The sequence below is a fragment of the Enterobacter sp. MGH 38 genome (genome assembly GCF_000492855.1).
Lineage (GTDB): Bacteria > Pseudomonadota > Gammaproteobacteria > Enterobacterales > Enterobacteriaceae > Enterobacter > Enterobacter hormaechei_C.
The window spans coordinates 761512-775341 of sequence record NZ_KI535608.1 but is presented as its reverse complement, the minus strand read 5'-3'; the positions used below and the strand labels follow the sequence as shown (position 1 = coordinate 775341).

General features: G+C 56.2%; 14 protein-coding genes, 1 tRNA gene, 1 pseudogene and 1 riboswitch. Of the genes and pseudogenes, 10 read left to right on the top strand and 6 right to left on the bottom strand.

What is annotated here, in order from left to right:
- The first annotated feature begins 6 nt into the window (after nt 1–6).
- Genes L384_RS07735 through rutG form a run of 3 tightly spaced genes read left to right on the top strand, consistent with a single transcriptional unit; the run spans nt 7 to nt 2449 of the window.
- Entirely contained in the window at nt 7–597 is a 591-nt protein-coding gene (locus tag L384_RS07735) for a malonic semialdehyde reductase (RefSeq protein ID WP_023324429.1), read from the top strand.
- Nucleotides 598–610: 13 nt separating this feature from the next.
- Nucleotides 611–1105: an NADH-dependent FMN reductase RutF gene (gene rutF, locus L384_RS07740; RefSeq protein ID WP_023324428.1), complete on the top strand. Its 495-nt coding sequence runs from the start codon at nt 611–613 to the stop codon at nt 1103–1105.
- Nucleotides 1106–1126: 21 nt separating this feature from the next.
- Nucleotides 1127–2449, top strand: a complete 1323-nt coding sequence (rutG, locus tag L384_RS07745) for a pyrimidine utilization transport protein G (RefSeq protein WP_023324427.1) — start codon at nt 1127–1129, stop codon at nt 2447–2449.
- A gap of 110 nt (nt 2450–2559) precedes the next feature.
- Here rutG and L384_RS07750 read toward each other — a convergent pair whose 3' ends face one another.
- A complete protein-coding gene (locus tag L384_RS07750) occupies nt 2560–3480 on the bottom strand; it encodes a DMT family transporter (protein ID WP_003858106.1) in 921 nt (306 codons plus the stop codon).
- A 116-nt stretch (nt 3481–3596) separates the two neighbouring features.
- The gene (locus L384_RS07755; protein ID WP_001273664.1) at nt 3597–3767 is read right to left on the bottom strand and encodes a con-10 family general stress protein; all 171 of its coding nucleotides are present in this window, start codon (nt 3765–3767) and stop codon (nt 3597–3599) included.
- Between the two features lie 391 nt (nt 3768–4158).
- Between L384_RS07755 and wrbA the strand changes: the two genes are divergently transcribed.
- The gene (gene wrbA, locus L384_RS07760; RefSeq protein ID WP_023324426.1) at nt 4159–4755 is read left to right on the top strand and encodes an NAD(P)H:quinone oxidoreductase; all 597 of its coding nucleotides are present in this window, start codon (nt 4159–4161) and stop codon (nt 4753–4755) included.
- Between the two features lie 18 nt (nt 4756–4773).
- A complete protein-coding gene (locus L384_RS07765) occupies nt 4774–5001 on the top strand; it encodes a YccJ family protein (RefSeq protein ID WP_003858110.1) in 228 nt (75 codons plus the stop codon).
- 32 nt (nt 5002–5033) lie between these two features.
- On the opposite strand, the gene agp is transcribed toward L384_RS07765, so the two are convergent.
- On the bottom strand, nt 5034–6275 hold the full coding sequence (gene agp, locus L384_RS07770; protein ID WP_023324425.1) for a bifunctional glucose-1-phosphatase/inositol phosphatase: 1242 nt from the start codon (nt 6273–6275) through the stop codon (nt 5034–5036).
- A gap of 92 nt (nt 6276–6367) precedes the next feature.
- Nucleotides 6368–6868: a DedA family protein gene (locus L384_RS07775; RefSeq protein ID WP_003858113.1), complete on the bottom strand. Its 501-nt coding sequence runs from the start codon at nt 6866–6868 to the stop codon at nt 6368–6370.
- Nucleotides 6869–7026: 158 nt separating this feature from the next.
- Nucleotides 7027–7196, top strand: a riboswitch (M-box (ykoK) riboswitch).
- A gap of 60 nt (nt 7197–7256) precedes the next feature.
- Here L384_RS07775 and L384_RS07780 point away from each other — a divergent pair.
- Nucleotides 7257–8258, top strand: a complete 1002-nt coding sequence (locus L384_RS07780; RefSeq protein WP_023324424.1) for a magnesium transporter — start codon at nt 7257–7259, stop codon at nt 8256–8258.
- A gap of 42 nt (nt 8259–8300) precedes the next feature.
- Here L384_RS07780 and L384_RS07785 read toward each other — a convergent pair.
- Nucleotides 8301–8388: transfer RNA gene (locus tag L384_RS07785), tRNA-Ser, on the bottom strand.
- A 253-nt stretch (nt 8389–8641) separates the two neighbouring features.
- Here L384_RS07785 and L384_RS07790 point away from each other — a divergent pair.
- A complete protein-coding gene (locus L384_RS07790; protein ID WP_003858117.1) occupies nt 8642–9160 on the top strand; it encodes a LuxR C-terminal-related transcriptional regulator in 519 nt (172 codons plus the stop codon).
- Nucleotides 9161–9200: 40 nt separating this feature from the next.
- Here the strand turns inward: L384_RS07790 and L384_RS0121175 are convergent.
- Nucleotides 9201–10806: pseudogene (locus L384_RS0121175) on the bottom strand (mechanosensitive ion channel family protein).
- Nucleotides 10807–10979: 173 nt separating this feature from the next.
- Between L384_RS0121175 and L384_RS07795 the strand changes: the two are divergent.
- From L384_RS07795 to L384_RS07805, 3 genes are read left to right on the top strand one after another with little or no spacing between them, the layout of a single operon-like run.
- Nucleotides 10980–11987 (top strand): ABC transporter substrate-binding protein, encoded by a 1008-nt coding sequence (locus L384_RS07795; protein ID WP_023324421.1) that lies wholly within the window; start codon nt 10980–10982, stop codon nt 11985–11987.
- Entirely contained in the window at nt 11984–13015 is a 1032-nt protein-coding gene (locus L384_RS07800) for a FecCD family ABC transporter permease (RefSeq protein ID WP_023324420.1), read from the top strand. Before L384_RS07795 ends, L384_RS07800 begins: the two co-directional genes overlap by 4 nt.
- Nucleotides 13012–13773, top strand: coding sequence for an ABC transporter ATP-binding protein (locus L384_RS07805; protein ID WP_023324419.1), 762 nt, complete (start codon nt 13012–13014; stop codon nt 13771–13773). Before L384_RS07800 ends, L384_RS07805 begins: the two co-directional genes overlap by 4 nt.
- Nucleotides 13774–13830 lie beyond the last annotated feature (57 nt).

Below are 13830 nucleotides of genomic sequence, written 5' to 3'. Positions count from 1 at the left end.
GTTTGAATGAGCGAAGCCATCACGCCCGCCGCGCTGGAAACGCTGTTTACCGGCGCACGTACCCATAACGGCTGGCTGGATATACCGGTCAGTGACGAGACGCTGCGCGAGATTTATGACCTGATGAAATGGGGGCCGACGTCCGCCAACTGTTCCCCGGCGCGCATTGTCTTTGTGCGAAGCCCGGAAGGAAAAGAGAAGCTGCGCCCGGCGCTCTCCAGCGGCAACCTTGAGAAAACGCTCACCGCCCCGGTCACGGCAATTGTCGCCTGGGACAGCGAGTTTTATGAGCGCCTGCCTGTACTGTTCCCGCACGGCGATGCCAGAAGCTGGTTTACCGCAAGCCCCGCGCTGGCGGAAGAGACCGCCTTTCGCAACAGCTCGATGCAGGCCGCGTACCTGATCTTCGCCTGCCGCGCGCTCGGGCTGGACACCGGGCCGATGTCGGGTTTTGACCGGGAAAAAGTGGACGCGGCCTTTTTCACGGGCACGCTGCTTAAAAGCAATCTGCTGATTAACATCGGCTATGGCGATATGCGCAAAGTTTATGGGCGCTTACCGCGTCTGACCTTCGAAGACGCCTGCGGGCTGGCGTAAATAAGGAGCCATCATGACGACCCTTGATCAACAAACGTTCCGTGATGCCATGGCCTGCGTCGGTGCGGCGGTCAATATCATCACCACCGACGGCCCGGCGGGAATGGCGGGCTTTACCGCAAGCGCGGTATGCAGCGTAACCGATACCCCGCCCACTCTGCTGGTTTGCCTCAACCGCGGCGCGTCGGTCTGGCCGATTTTCAGCGAGAACCGCACCCTGTGCGTTAACACGCTGAGTGCCGGACAGGAGCCTTTATCCAACCTGTTTGGCGGTAAAACGCCGACTGAGGACCGCTTTGCCGCTGCCCGCTGGCAGACGGGGGAGACGGGCTGCCCGCGTCTGGAGGCGGCCCTGGCCTCATTCGACTGCCGCATCAGCCAGGTGGTGAGCGTCGGCACCCACGACATTCTGTTTTGCGACATTGTATCGATTATCCGCCACCCGGCGCCGCAAGGGCTGGTGTGGTTCGACCGCGGCTATCACGCACTTATGCGACCCGCCTGTTAATCCGCATTCAGGAGACAGATCATGTTCGGACTTCCCCACTGGCAGTTGAAATCGACCTCCACAGAAGAAGGCGTGGTCGCGCCGGATGAAAGGCTCCCGCTCGGGCAGACCATGGTGATGGGCGTGCAGCATGCGGTCGCGATGTTTGGTGCGACGGTGCTGATGCCCATGCTGATGGGGCTGGATCCTAACCTCGCCATTTTGATGTCGGGTATGGGTACCCTGCTGTTCTTTTTTGTCACCGGCGGGCGTGTGCCCAGCTATCTGGGCTCCAGCGCCGCCTTCGTTGGGGTGGTCATTGCAGCGACCGGGTTTAACGGTCAGGGTATTAACCCCAACCTGAGCGTGGCCCTCGGCGGCATTATCGCCTGTGGGCTGGTCTACACCCTGACCGGTCTGGTGGTGATGAAAGTCGGCACGCGCTGGATCGAGCGAATGATGCCCCCCGTCGTCACCGGGGCGGTGGTGATGGCGATAGGCCTGAACCTCGCGCCGATTGCGGTGAAGAGCGTATCCGGCTCGCCGTTTGAAAGCTGGATGGCGGTGATAACGGTGCTGTGCATCGGCGTGGTGGCGGTCTTTACGCGCGGCATGATCCAGCGGCTGCTGATCCTGGTCGGGCTGATTGCGGCCTGTCTGGTCTACGCGCTGCTGGCGAACGTGTTCGGCCTCGGCAAACCGGTTGATTTCACACTGATTCATCAGGCCGCCTGGTTCGGCATGCCGCACATAACCTCGCCCACCTTTAACGCTCAGGCGATGATGCTCATCGCGCCTGTCGCGGTGATTCTGGTGGCTGAAAACCTGGGCCATTTGAAAGCCGTAGCGGGAATGACCGGCCGCAATATGGACCCGTATATGGGACGGGCGTTTGTGGGAGACGGTCTGGCGACCATGCTCTCCGGCTCGGTCGGCGGCAGCGGCGTGACGACCTACGCGGAAAACATCGGCGTGATGGCAGTGACCAAAGTCTACTCGACGCTGGTCTTCGTGGCGGCGGCGGTGATGGCGATGCTGCTCGGCTTTTCCCCAAAATTCGGCGCATTGATCCACACCATCCCGGCACCCGTGATTGGCGGCGCCTCGATTGTGGTATTTGGTCTTATTGCCGTCGCGGGGGCACGTATCTGGGTGCAGAATCATGTTGATCTGAGCCAGAATGGTAACCTGATCATGGTGGCGGTGACACTGGTGCTGGGGGCGGGTGATTTCGCCCTGACGCTGGGCGGGTTTACGGTAGGCGGGATTGGCACGGCGACCTTCGGCGCGATCCTGCTCAACGCCCTGCTGAGCCGCCGGAAAAGGGATGTACCGCAAGGAAAAGCCATCACCCCTTCCACCTGAAATACGTGCCGCATTCTTGCCGGGTGACGCTACGCTTACCCGGCCTACAATTGGCAAGTAGGCCCGAGCAAGCGAAGCGCCGCCGGGCTAAACGGACAGGGTGCGCGTTGTTAGCTATCTGCCCCTTGTTCAGCGCTCAATCCGGCAGTCGCCTTACGTCGTTTTTTTAACTTCAACTCGCTCACCAGCACCCCGGCGATAATAAATGCCGCGCCCACCAGCGCCAGCAGCGGCAGACGCTCCCCGGCGAGTCGCCCGAAAATACCCGCCCACACCGGTTCACCGGTGTAAATGACCGTCGCCCGTGTCGGGGATACGCTGCGCTGCGCCCAGTTCATGGTAACCTGGATAATGGCGCTGAAAATGCCCAGCCCCAGCGCCACGACGATAAGCCCGGTAGACATCGGCGGGACGGACTCCCCTGCCGGCACCATCGTCGCGAACGCCACCAGCGACGCGGTGGCAAGCTGCACCACCGTCACCCGCTTGACGTCCACTTTTCCTGCCCAGGCGCTAATCAGAATAATTTCTGCCGCAATGGCGACGGCCCCCACCAGAGTGATGATCTCCCCCGGCCCCAGCGCCAGCAGATTATTTTCCGGCCCGGCTAATAAAATAAGGCCGATGAACGCCAGCACGATGCCAATGCACGACATCAGGCCCGGCATTCTGCCGAGGCACAGCCACTGCAACAGCGGCACCAGCGGTACGTACATGGCGGTGATGAAGGCGGATTTACTGCTGGAGATAGACTGGAGCCCCCACGTTTGCAGGCTGTAACCCATGGCAATCGCCACGCCAATGGCGACACCCGCTTTAAGCTCTCTCAGGGTCAATCCGCGCAGGGTTTTCAGTGAAATAAGCGCCACGGCAACCGCCGCGGTTGCAAAACGCAGCCCTACAAAGAAAAACGGATCGCTCATCGTGACCGCGTACTGAACGGCAAGAAAGGTTCCGCCCCAGAACATGGTGATCAAAATCAGGATGGCTTCCTGAGGCTTAATGGAGAAGGTAAAACGGGAAACGGACATGGGACACCAGCACGAAGAATCAATCCTGTAGTGTGCGATGCCTTTGATGACAGTTCAATGTAGCAGACATAAAAAAACCGCCGGGAAACCCGGCGGCAGAGAGTTAACCCGGCGTACTACTTGTTGCTGCCGTGGCTATTTTTACCCCCTTTTTTACCAGCCTCTGATGCGCGCTGAGGGTCGTTTTTAAAGTTGCCCCCGCTAGACTGGCCACCTTTACGACCTGCTTCTGATGCTCTTTCACGGTCTTCAGCGAAATTACCTGAACCACCACGATGGTTTGCCATCTCTAACCTCCAGAGTGTGAAACATTAGACATCATATTGCATTCAGTAAAAGAGGATTCTTTCACCTCGCGGCTCAAGGACAGTGCCTTTATCTGTGCCGCGTGAAACTAAGCTTAGTGTAATGCGGCTATCCGGCAAGCGAGAGGTAATATTCTGCAACATGATCTCAGCCTTTCGTATGAAATATTGAGGAAGTCATTCATAAGCCATTCTTATATTTTGAAAAATCCGCGCCGCGAAAGTTGTTTCATTTTGCTACAAAGCACGTAACGAAAAGATATTGTTATATATCAAAGAAATACCGTTCATTTTTGCAGTCTGGCTGTGATGTCATATCTTTAAAGGAACGCAGCGATCCGCTGTAAGAAAAACCAACGAGGAGTGATGCAAAATGGCAAAAGTTCTGGTGCTCTATTATTCCATGTATGGACACATTGAAACCATGGCTCACGCAGTAGCAGAAGGCGCAAACAGAGTAGACGGCGTTGAGGTCGTGGTTAAACGCGTACCGGAAACCATGCAGGCGGAAGCCTTCGCCAAAGCCGGGGGGAAAACACAAAACGCCCCGGTCGCCACCCCGCAGGAGCTCGCGGACTATGATGCCATTATCTTCGGCACCCCGACCCGCTTCGGCAATATGTCCGGCCAGATGCGCACCTTCCTCGACCAGACGGGCGGGCTCTGGGCCTCCGGCGCGTTATACGGCAAGCTGGCCAGCGTGTTCAGCTCTACCGGCACGGGCGGCGGTCAGGAGCAGACGATCACTTCCACCTGGACAACGCTTGCGCATCATGGGATGGTCATTGTGCCGATTGGCTACGGCGCGCAGGAACTGTTTGATGTCTCCCAGGCCCGTGGTGGTACGCCCTATGGCGCAACAACGATTGCCGGTGGGGATGGTTCACGTCAGCCAAGCAATGAAGAACTTTCAATCGCCCGCTATCAGGGTGAATACGTCGCGGGTCTTGCCAAAAAACTGAACGGCTAACCTAACAGGAGGACAAGTATGCCAACTCAAGAATCCAAAGCTCACCACGTGGGCGAATGGGCAAGTTTACGCAATACCTCTCCGGAGATTGCCGAAGCCATCTTTGAAGTCGCCAATTATGACGAAAAGCTGGCTGAACAGATTTGGGAAGAAGGCAACGATGAAGTGCTGGTTCGCGCCTTCAAAAAAACCGACAAAGACTCGCTGTTCTGGGGCGAGCAAACCATCGAACGTAAAAACGTCTGAACGTTCCCCCCGCCCACGCGGGGGGGTATTTTCTATTTCGCCGCGTTATCCATCACCGCATTGAATTTATCGACAGGACAGAAGCCGTTGCCATCCACCGGACAGCCCTTCAGCTCCAGCGTCACGCGCTGCGCAGGGGATTGCAGCGACAGTACGCTGGCGTTACGCAGCTGATCTGAACTCTGGTAAACATACTCAATTTTCATCAGCTCCTGGTTAGTGTTTTTATCATGCCAGCGCTGGAAGACAATTTTACCGCCAATCGGGGTTCTTTCCTGCTGGTCGTGCAGCTGATAAGGCCTGAAGTCCAGCGCGGTCAGCAGCGAGGCGATGTTAGAGTCGTGCCCTACCAGCAGGGTGATTTTTGGCGCTTTTGCCTGGTCGGTCACCAGCGCTTTATCAATGTACTTCACCAGCGGTTTAGCCACGTTCTGCGCCACCTCCGTCGACGTAAACAGCGAGTCCTGATAGCCGTTTTTCAGCTTCGACAGCACGCGCCACTGCTGATCGGTTTTGATTTCCCCCCAGGCAACCTGGTCTGTCGGGAAGCCTTCGTAATACTGTAGCGTGAAAGCATCTACCAGCGAGTTACCCACCTTCAGCGGCCCGGAGACGCCCGGCTCTTTTTCATAATCGGCGCTGAACGTATCTTTCGCCTCCGTCAGGGAGCAGACTTTTTTCTCCTTGCAGGACGGCGAGTCGCTGTAGTTTGTCAGCTGTTCCAGCAGTTTGTAGCTTTCATCCAGCTGCATTTTCTGCCGTTCCGTCTCCATCGCTTTCAGCGCTTTCTCGCGAAACTCAGGGGAGTTATCGGTAATGACCGGATTGAAGGTGGGGTCCATGGTGCCCATTTTTTCCTGGTGATGCACAGGAACATCGCACCCGGGGAACGCGCCGGTGATAAAGAACTGCGCGGTCGCCACGGTGCGCTGGAGGCTGTTGGCGTAGGCATAGACGGTATCCGCTGGCGGGCATTCACCCGTCTTCACCATTCCCTGCTCTGCCAGCCACTCGCGCATATAGTGACCCATATACACTTCCAGTACGCCGCCTTTGGTGGTGAGCTGTCCACCCGGGACGTCCCACTCCGGCCACTGCTTGGGCGTGGACTGCTCCAGCACGCTGCCGTTATTGGCAAGCGGCGCGCGCAGGTTGTGGCGGCTCATGATGAGCACCTGTTCCAGCTGATAGCCATCCGGCGTGTCCTGTGCCTGCGCCCCAAACGTCACTGAAAACGTTCCTGCCACGGCGACAGCGAGTAGTGCTTTTCTCATCCCTTTTTCCTCATGCGTTTTTATCGTTACGCTGAGTGTGACAGACTGGTGACCGTTTTTTCGGGAAGCATTTCTCAAACTGATGAATACGTTCAGATGCTGATGCCGGTGACGATGCCGACATACAGCGCCGCCCATGCGCAGGCTGACAGCAGGCTAACGACGTAAACCTTCATCGCGCTCATCCTGAGCATGCCGGCCGCCAGCGGCACGATATAACGCAGCACCGCCAGGAAACGCGACGTGAACAGCGCGACTACGCCGTTCTTTTGCAGCTGATGCTGTACCCGCAGAATCTTATCGGCATGTTTTGCGGTGAGGCGTGACACCAGCCGGGTATGCCCCATCAGCTGGCCGATATGGTAATTCAGCACCGAACCTGCCGTAGCGCCCATCACCACCGCCAGCCACGTCATTCCGGGATGCAGACTCGACTGGCTGACGGCGATCCCCGCCATCAGCATGACCGATGCGGGCGGCAGCACCGAGGAGACCAGCACCGTCGATTTACTCAACGCCATAACAACGAGCAGCGCGAACAGATGCGTCGGATAATGCGCAAAATGATCCAGCAGCGTGTCCAGCCATGCCATTTTACTCTCTCCGGTAACAAATGAATTCTCCATTTAAAAAGAAAACAGTTAAATAAAACCTCAACATGCGTTTAATACTATTCATTTAAACCGTTCTTCAACATTATTAAAATTCCTCAGCAGCAGTTTTAAATAAGCGTATTATCCCTCTCGTTTTACAACGATCTCGTTATGGCGAGGCTCCTGTACAAATAAACGTTATCGCTCTGGTGGGTTCGAGAGAACCGGCACAGGGTAAAACAGGCACTGTCGAATCAAGGCTTTGTCAGTATAACTTCCCTTGCGGGATACGGTGTACAGTGCTGAACCCAGGACGTGGGGATCTCCTTTCCGACATGCCCTGTCTTGCTCGCCCCTGAGAGATTTTATTATTCAAAGGGAATTTACTATGTCTTACGCTATTCACAACCAAAACCTGGCTTTCAATGACAGCGCCATCGCGCAATATATGAATACCGATTTTATCGTTATTGATATTTCATTATGCGTGGCTCTGGCACGCGAGCAGTTCTTTGAAAAATTAAAAGATGATGATATTCCGTCGCATATTTTTATCGAAGATAACGGTCGCCTCGCGGGTTTGATCGCCGTACGCAAATTGTTGCAGGCCACCGACACCGTGCAGCCCGTTAAGGGGTTGATGATATCGGATTTTATTCAGCTCAAACCGGAAGATGAGCGGGCGGATGTCGCCGGGCTGCTGGCGCATGCGGGTGCGGATGTAGTGCCGGTGGTGACCCACGGCAAGCTGGTGGGCTGCCTTACCGAGCGTGAAATCGCCCATCTGCTGGAAGATGACGTTACTGAAGATGCCCAGCTTCAGGGGGCGACGCTGCCGCTGGAGAAGCCCTATCTGGAAACCAGCGCCTTCAGCCTGTGGAAGAAACGCTCCGTCTGGCTGCTGCTGCTGTTTGTCGCGGAAGCGTATACCAGCTCGGTGATCCAGCATTTTGAAGAGGCGCTGGAATCCGCCATGGCGCTGGCGTTCTTTATTCCGCTGCTGATTGGCACCGGCGGAAACAGCGGGACGCAGATCACCTCGACGCTGGTGCGCGCCATGGCGCTGGGTGAAGTCCACCTTCGCGATGTGGGTCGCGTGCTGCGCAAAGAGATGAGCACCTCGTTAATGATTGCCGCCACGCTGGGTCTGGCGGGTTGCGTTCGCGCCTGGATGATGGGCATTGGGATGGAAATCACGCTCATCGTCAGCCTGACGCTGGTCTGCATTACGCTGTGGAGCGCCATCGTCTCGTCGGTGATCCCGATGGTACTGAAACGCTGCAAAATCGACCCAGCGGTGGTCTCCGCACCGTTTATCGCCACGCTAATCGACGGCACCGGGCTGATTATCTACTTCAAAATTGCGCAGTATACGCTGGGGCTGGAATAACGAAAAAACCCTGCGATATTGCTATCGCAGGGTTTTCGAATTTGGCGGAAGCGTAGAGATTCGAACTCTAGAACCCTTTCGGGTCGCCGGTTTTCAAGACCGGTGCCTTCAACCGCTCGGCCACGCTTCCAAAGTGAGGCGCACTATAAACATCTCTGAGCATGATGTAAAGCACGAATTTGCATAACATTACACGTCTTCCGTCCTCCCCTTCCGTCCCGCTGATTTCTTCGCCATCGACTGGCTAAAATGTAAACATTTATTTTTACATTCATAACGTTTATTAGATTCGCGGGTGGTCATTTAGACTCTTTTTCGCACAACACTCATTAACCGTAGATCACTGCGTTAAGAGATAGCCATGACTTTATTTAACGACGATTATGAATTTTTTATTTATCAGTGATAACTATTACCTTTGCCATGGTGTATCAAGCTCCCTGACATCAACCCATTTGATTCGCGATGACGCGGATATTCACGATCTTGATGGGGTCGATCAGGCGATGGATTTTATCATTGCGATTGAACAGGATAAGTTACGCAATAAAACCATTCGGCAGGTCAAAAAAGTTAAGCGTGATTACATTGTCCTGATGCATGAGATAGAAGCCAACCGCGCAGTGAGAATCGATAATATTATCTATTCGTCGATGCATTTTACTGCTCACCCTTTTCAGCAGCTGATGCGCTTTTACCGGGCGCTCAGAACACACTCCTTTACGCGACGAGAATATGACGTGCTGAAGCTGTTTCATTTGGAAAACCATGAGATCGCGAAAAAGCTGCAATTGTCACAAAAAACGACCAGCACCTACCGCGTGAGGATCCTCGAGAAATTAAATATGCGCTCAAAAAACATTCTGGCGATGACCCGTGTAAAATCGGCGATCGTCGATTAAAAGCTGTAACATTTTGCCTTGCCACGGAAAAACCGGGCCGTCACGTTTCGCCCTGAGGGGGTTTGGCTGGCGCGGTATACCAGTTCTCTTTGACAACCATCACGCTGCCCTCTGGCTGCATAACAAAATTCGGGGACATGATCTGCACGTTAAATTCGTTAAACACATCCTGTATCTGGCTATGCAGTTCATTGCGGGCAACCGCGAGGGACTGATCGGGCAGCAGGCGGACCTGCAATTCGTAAGCGATATACCAGTCCATTAACCCTAACTGGCGCACCAGCGGCGGCTCGGAAAGGTCAATCCCTTTTGCCCGTTTCGCGGCCAGCTCCAGCATGGCATGCACCTGACGCCATGGGGTGTCATAACCGATAGTGACGCTGACCGTCAGATTGAGGCTGCCATCGGGCTGTAGCGCGCTCAGGTTGGTGATCTTACCGCTCACCACCACCGCGTTGGGCACGGTAACGACATAATTTTCCCGGGTAATAATTTTGGTCGCCAGCATGCCAATTTCACTGACCTTACCTTCGTTATCCGCCACCCGAATGACATCGCCTTTACGCAGTGCGCGGGAGTAAATCAGGACCAGACCGCTCATGGCATGGTTCATCACCCCTGCCGAGCCCAGCGTTAACATCAGGCCGAAGAAGAGGCTAATACCTTTAAACGCCAGCGAGTTTGCACCGGGAAGAAACGGCCAGGCAGCGGAGAGAGCAAATAGCCAGACGGCGACGGAAATGAGCTTACGGGTAGCCCCCACGGTTTCCGGATGTACGCCGGGAAGTTGCAGACGACCAGCCTCCACCTGATTCAGCACCATCTTAAGAAGCTTCAGAATAAAAGCGGTAATGAGGAAAATGATCAGAACAATCGTCAGCCCCGGCAAGGCCGAGACAATCGCCAGGGCGATTTGCTGCACCACGCGAAGCGTCCAGTCTCCCAGCGATGTACCCCACACCCGCGTCCACGGAAACAGACTGAATGCCCAGCTCAGCCAGACGTAAAAGCCGATCATCCCCAGCAGGAACATCAGCAAGGCGTAAAGCCGAATCTCAATTGCGCCAATGTACCGCCGCCAGCTTTGCGGCACCCGGCTGCGGTTCTCCACAATACGCCGACGGTAGACGCGCCGGAACCAGCGCCAGGATCGCCACGCGCCGTAGCAGAGCAGCAACAGCGCCAGCAGCTGTTTTTACCGTCGACAGCGCCAGCCAGCCGGAATCGTATTGATCGCGCAGCGCCATTCTCTGCGCTTCCATGCGCGCCAGCACGCGCTGCGCGGCCTGATCGAGGGTAAGATCGTCCCCTTCGTCCAAATCCCCTTCCGTCAGCAGCATCACAGGTTTACCGTTCATCACTATCAGCCGTCCCTGCTGGTTATAGCGGGTCACGGGGACGATGCTGAGCGGCTCACGCACATCCGCCTCGGTAAAATTGCGCAGGGTGTTGCGGATGCGTAAAACGCGCTCTTCCGGCGTGGTCAGGCCAAATTTCGCCTGTAGCATGACGATGGGCTGATGGAAGATATAGACCGTTCGGGCGCGCTCCTGCTCCGTAGGCGCCTGGCGGGGCTCTGCGGCATACGATGAGAAGGCGCTCAGGGCGGCAAAACAGAACGCAAACGCGAGCAGGATCTTTTTCATCCTCACTCCCCCAGGTCAGAAATCTTGTTATTTTTCAGGCAACCCGCGAATGCCAGGTGGGTATGTTGAGAATAGTCCAGCCTTTCGTTTCTGCAACAAGCGACGGTGAGCGTGTTGCTCTCAATCGCAATATATGTATTATGTTATAACATAACAATTTCGGATAGCGTTCTATGTTACTTAAAAAAGGGTTATTTCTGGCTTCACTGCTCTCCATGGCACCTGCCGCTTTCGCCGCAACCACCTGGCCTCTCACGATTGAAAATTGCGGCGTAAAGCAGACCTTTACGCAGGCTCCTCAGCGCGTCGTGACCGTGGGTCAGCATGAAACAGAATTACTGCTCGCACTGGGGCTGGAGAAAACCATCGCCGCGACGTCAGTCTGGTTCGGCACGCTGCCACCCACGCTGGAGGATGCCGGGAAAAACCTCCCCCGGCTTGCGGATAATTCCCCCTCCTTTGAGGCCGTGGTAGGGCAGAAACCTGAACTCGTTCTCGCGCAGTATCACTGGCACATTGGTCCGCAGGGAGAAGTGGGAACCCGTGAACAGTTTGCGTCGCTGGGGATTAATACGTGGATCTCCCCTGCCGACTGCACGGATAAAACGGTAACGGAAACCTCAAACGCAGACGGAGCACGTAGCGCGCCGTTTTCACTGGCGGAAATTACGCGGGAAGTGACAGATCTGGCGACGATTTTTGATGTTTCCGCGCGAGGTGAGCAGCTCAATCGTGCGCTGGCGGAGCGTATTAAAAAGGCCCAGGCGCGCGCCTCCGCGAAACAACTTAGCGTCGTATTCTGGTTCTCCAGCAGCCGTCTGAATGGCGATCCCTGGGTGGCGGGGAATTACGGCGCGCCTGGCTGGATTAGCCGCACGCTGGGGTTGAAGAACATTATTGACTCTCACGACGAATGGCCCGCTGTAACGTGGGAACATATTGCCCAGTCGCAGCCGGACGTGATTGTTATCGCCGGGATGTCCCGCAGGCTCTATCCTGCCGATGAGGTTGAGGTAAAAAAAGCGTTCTTGCGCAGTGACCCGGTGACAAAGAACATGCCTGCGGTCAGGAACAACTACATCATCGTGGTGCCAGCGATGTCGTTAAACCCTTCATTGAGTAACGTCGATGCGGTTGAGCTTATCAGCGATCGGCTGGCTTCTTTCCAGGATGAACAATGAGTCATTTCGCTTTTGACCGCCGCCAGCAGGGTTTACTGGCAGCAGGTGCCATGGCGCTGCCGCTGATGCTGGTCTTTGCCGCCAGTATCGGGGATATGCCGGTGTCGTATGCCAGTACCGGGAAAGCGATCCTCAACGGACTGGGTTTGACCTCTTATGCGTTGCCGCAAACGGAGGAAGGTATCGTCTGGCAATATCGCATGAGCCGGGCAGTAATGGCCGCGTGCAACGGCGGCGGCCTGGCGTTGTGCGGGTTGGTGTTACAGTCGATCCTGCGTAACCCTCTGGCTGAGCCTTATCTGCTGGGGATTTCCGCGGGCGCCTCGCTGGGGGCCGTCTGCGTGATGCTTCTCGGCATGGGGGGAAGCGTGATTGGCGTGAGCAGCGGTGCGTTTGTCGGCTCCTGCGCCGCCTTTGCGCTCATCATGGTGATAACAAACGGGATGAGTGAAAGCCCGTCGCGCATTTTGCTGGCTGGCATTGCGGGCACCCAGCTCTTCAACGCCATGACCGCGTACGTCGTCAGCACGTCCGCCAATGCCGAGCAGTCCCGTAGCGTCATGTTCTGGCTGCTGGGAAGTCTGAGCGGCGTGCGCTGGCCTGACGCGCTGCTGGCGCTGGCCGTTACGCTGGCGGGTTTACTGGTGGTATTGCTCTTTTCACGGGCGCTGGACACCTTCACCTTCGGGGATGAGGTCTCCACCACGCTGGGGATCCCGGTTACCGCCGTGCGTATTGTCTTATTGCTGACCTGTGCCATTGTTACCGCAACGCTGGTGAGCGCCACCGGCGCAGTGGGGTTTGTCGGGCTGGTCATTCCCCATGTAACGCGCATGCTATGCGGGCCGGGCCATCGACTATCTATCCCGCTGACGTTTCTTATCGGCGCCCACTTTATGATCCTCGCCGATATCGTCTCACGCACGCTGATTGTGCACCAGGTTCTGCCCATCGGGGTGGTGACTGCGCTGGTGGGCGCCCCCGTCTTTGTGGCGTTGCTTTATCAAAACCGAAAGGAGCATCCATGAATATTACTGTGGCCGGGTTAACCGTAACCCGACAAGCGCAGACGGTGCTTAAGAATATCGATCTCGACCTGCCATCCGGGCAGATTATCGGCCTGTTAGGGCCAAACGGCTCGGGCAAGTCGACGCTGCTGCGCTGTCTCGCCGGGCTGTTTCCACGACTCAGCGAACGCGTGGCGCTTAATGGCACAACGCTCGGCATGATGCCGCTGAAAAAACGCGCGCAGCACATGGCGTTTGTCCCGCAACATGCTGAGGTCGACGGAGAACTGACCGTTGAGGACATTGTCAGACTGGGGCGTACGCCCTACCGGAAAACATTCCAGAGAACCTCGCGCGACGATGAGGCTGCGGTTGAGCAGGCGATTGGCCTGATGCAGTTATGCCGCTTACGCCAGCGGCGATGGCACTCTTTGTCTGGCGGAGAGCGCCAGCGAAGCCAGATAGCCCGCGCGCTGGCCCAGCAGCCGCAGGTGCTGTTGCTCGATGAACCGACAAACCACCTGGACATTCAGCACCAGCTGGAGCTGATGCGGCTCGTTTCACAGCTGCCGCTTACGGTGGTGGTTGCACTGCACGATCTCAATCTTGCAGCCAATTATTGCCAGCGTCTGATCCTCCTGAAGGCCGGGCAGATCGCCGCCACGGGCGCGCCCGAAGCGGTTCTGACGCCGGCAAACATTGAGGACACCTGGTGCGTAAAAGCTCAGGTCTGCAAAGCCGACGCCGGGATCACGATAAGCTACAACATGGTGGCATGACGGAAGACTGGCGCAAAAGCAAAAAACCCCTGCGATATTGCTATCGCAGGGGTTTCG

Bases quoted from the DNA above. Each gene is read 5' to 3' on its own strand.
- L384_RS07795 (WP_023324421.1), top strand. From the start codon at position 10,980: ATGTTACTTAAAAAAGGGTTATTTCTGGCTTCACTGCTCTCCATGGCA.
- L384_RS07775 (WP_003858113.1), bottom strand. From the start codon at position 6,868: ATGGCATGGCTGGACACGCTGCTGGATCATTTTGCGCATTATCCGACG.
- L384_RS07735 (WP_023324429.1), top strand. From the start codon at position 7: ATGAGCGAAGCCATCACGCCCGCCGCGCTGGAAACGCTGTTTACCGGC.
- L384_RS07780 (WP_023324424.1), top strand. From the start codon at position 7,257: ATGTCTTACGCTATTCACAACCAAAACCTGGCTTTCAATGACAGCGCC.
- L384_RS07755 (WP_001273664.1), bottom strand. From the start codon at position 3,767: ATGGCAAACCATCGTGGTGGTTCAGGTAATTTCGCTGAAGACCGTGAA.
- L384_RS07765 (WP_003858110.1), top strand. From the start codon at position 4,774: ATGCCAACTCAAGAATCCAAAGCTCACCACGTGGGCGAATGGGCAAGT.
- L384_RS07750 (WP_003858106.1), bottom strand. From the start codon at position 3,480: ATGTCCGTTTCCCGTTTTACCTTCTCCATTAAGCCTCAGGAAGCCATC.
- rutG (WP_023324427.1), top strand. From the start codon at position 1,127: ATGTTCGGACTTCCCCACTGGCAGTTGAAATCGACCTCCACAGAAGAA.
- wrbA (WP_023324426.1), top strand. From the start codon at position 4,159: ATGGCAAAAGTTCTGGTGCTCTATTATTCCATGTATGGACACATTGAA.
- L384_RS07805 (WP_023324419.1), top strand. From the start codon at position 13,012: ATGAATATTACTGTGGCCGGGTTAACCGTAACCCGACAAGCGCAGACG.
- rutF (WP_023324428.1), top strand. From the start codon at position 611: ATGACGACCCTTGATCAACAAACGTTCCGTGATGCCATGGCCTGCGTC.
- L384_RS07790 (WP_003858117.1), top strand. From the start codon at position 8,642: ATGAATTTTTTATTTATCAGTGATAACTATTACCTTTGCCATGGTGTA.
- L384_RS07800 (WP_023324420.1), top strand. From the start codon at position 11,984: ATGAGTCATTTCGCTTTTGACCGCCGCCAGCAGGGTTTACTGGCAGCA.
- agp (WP_023324425.1), bottom strand. From the start codon at position 6,275: ATGAGAAAAGCACTACTCGCTGTCGCCGTGGCAGGAACGTTTTCAGTG.